Raw genomic sequence first — 1,187 nt, 5'->3', positions numbered from 1 at the left:
CTCCTATGTTATACAGTATTTTCCGCACTGTTTTCACACTCCTTAAAGAATTTTGTTGTGAGGAGAATCCGAACAAAGCAGCTGCCCAGGAACCAGGAAAATTCATCAAAACACGAATAAAAAAAGATGGCCGGCTTTCTGATCCTCACTTATTCACGAACGAAGCAGAGAGCCGTTTTTTTGATAATCTGATAATGTCATGACAGCTCACTCATTTTTATCCATACGTTCCAGTATTTCTTGACGCAGCAGCGCCAAATAATTTTGTTCTTCTATCGTTCGAAATGGTTTTCGGTTAAAAGAGCTATATGCAAAAGAGCTATATGCCTCTAACAGCTCACCATTACCCATGTCTTTTGGGTTTTTCATATCATTCAAACTCATTGCAGTGCACTCCTTCGCTCTATGCTACCGCCCTCGCAAGCTCGGTTGCTGGAGGTCTGTGGTTGATAAAAGTCTAAAAAACAGACTTTTATCAATCCTCGACCTAATTATTCGCCGGCTCTCCGCCTACATTAGCGATAAATTCAACATTATCGACCTTCCACTCCCCATTCTCCAACGCAATAAGTTGGGTTTTGATTACGATTTTCTGTTCGCTTGCTGTGCCATTATAGCTTGTGCGTGCAGTGAACTCATTCATAAAAGAAACTTCTTGCTTGTCTGATTGATATTCATAGCTTTGCAATCCTGAAACAGAAGAAGATACATCCGATCCTTTCTTTGGAATACTGCTCCCGCTTGGATAAGTGGACTGGTAACCTTTTTCAGTCATTAATGGTTCAATGTCTTTATACCGCTGCTTCGTATTGCTGTAGGTGAAAAATTTATTAATAAACTCATTATTCAGCTCTGCAGCCTTTGTCTGATCTACTTTTTTCAATCGGTCAATTTGTGCTGAATAATTTTCCTTTTGCTTCGTGGCAGCTGCTAAATCCCTTTTTAAAGATTGGGTGTAAAGCAGCATCAAAGCTACGACAACAATCGAAACAATTATAATAATTCGTGTCCCGCGCCTTTTCTGCTGATCTTCCACATACTCACCCTCTCTATATTCTCCTGAACCCTAAATACGGATAAAGCTTTTTCCATGTCTCTACGCTCGAATATTCAAGGCCTGCGTCATTTGAATTAATGAATTTTCCATCACCGACATACATTCCAACATGAGTCGGCCCGGGCGCATA

At 40.4% G+C, this 1,187-nt stretch carries 4 protein-coding genes; 1 reads left to right on the top strand and 3 read right to left on the bottom strand.

Annotation, left to right across the window (positions count from 1 at the left end; genetic code table 11):
• The coding region (locus tag ACFU9E_RS35565; RefSeq protein WP_380715718.1) for a hypothetical protein at positions 1–203 on the top strand (203 nt) is incomplete at its 5' end.
• 4 nt (positions 204–207) lie between these two features.
• Here the strand turns inward: ACFU9E_RS35565 and ACFU9E_RS35560 are convergent.
• The 3 genes from ACFU9E_RS35560 to ACFU9E_RS35550 form a co-directional block, all read right to left on the bottom strand.
• A complete protein-coding gene (locus ACFU9E_RS35560) occupies positions 208–384 on the bottom strand; it encodes a hypothetical protein (protein ID WP_326211977.1) in 177 nt (58 codons plus the stop codon).
• Between the two features lie 103 nt (positions 385–487).
• Positions 488–1,036, bottom strand: a complete 549-nt coding sequence (locus ACFU9E_RS35555; RefSeq protein ID WP_104843689.1) for a hypothetical protein — start codon at positions 1,034–1,036, stop codon at positions 488–490.
• A 13-nt stretch (positions 1,037–1,049) separates the two neighbouring features.
• The coding region (locus ACFU9E_RS35550; protein WP_380715720.1) for an NlpC/P60 family protein at positions 1,050–1,187 on the bottom strand (138 nt) is incomplete at its 5' end.

Origin of the sequence: Kitasatospora sp. NPDC057595, from assembly GCF_042800875.1 — a bacterium.
In the GTDB taxonomy this organism is placed as follows: domain Bacteria; phylum Actinomycetota; class Actinomycetes; order Streptomycetales; family Streptomycetaceae; genus Kitasatospora.
This window is presented reverse-complemented; position numbering and strand designations above follow the sequence as displayed.